The sequence below is a fragment of the Pseudomonas sp. SIMBA_068 genome, from assembly GCF_046534705.1.
Lineage (GTDB): Bacteria > Pseudomonadota > Gammaproteobacteria > Pseudomonadales > Pseudomonadaceae > Aquipseudomonas > Aquipseudomonas putida.
In genome coordinates this window covers 1-229 of sequence record NZ_JAWRYI010001876.1, presented here as the reverse complement: position 1 = coordinate 229, position 229 = coordinate 1, and the positions used below count along the sequence as shown (strand labels likewise).

The 229-nt window shown below is 60.3% G+C and carries 1 pseudogene; it reads right to left on the bottom strand.

What is annotated here, in order from left to right:
- Positions 1-204: pseudogene (locus tag SB756_RS36275) on the bottom strand (gluconate 2-dehydrogenase subunit 3 family protein); the annotation flags it as partial.
- Positions 205-229: the final 25 nt, after the last annotated feature.

Here is a 229-nt window from a genome sequence, read left to right as displayed (position 1 = left end):
CCGGTCGAAGATGGCGGCCACTTCGTGCGCTTCGGCAGCAGTGAAATAGACCAGTGCACCCGAGGTTGGCGGTGACGGCAGCGCATCAGCCTGGGTGCCAACAGGAAAGTGGGTATCGGAACGTATCACACCGGCGCTGGCGCTGCTGATCGCGCCAAGGGCGCTGATTTGAACAAGCGATATCAGGGCTTCACGTCTGTTCATGTCCATCATCCTCAGGACGTGCGTC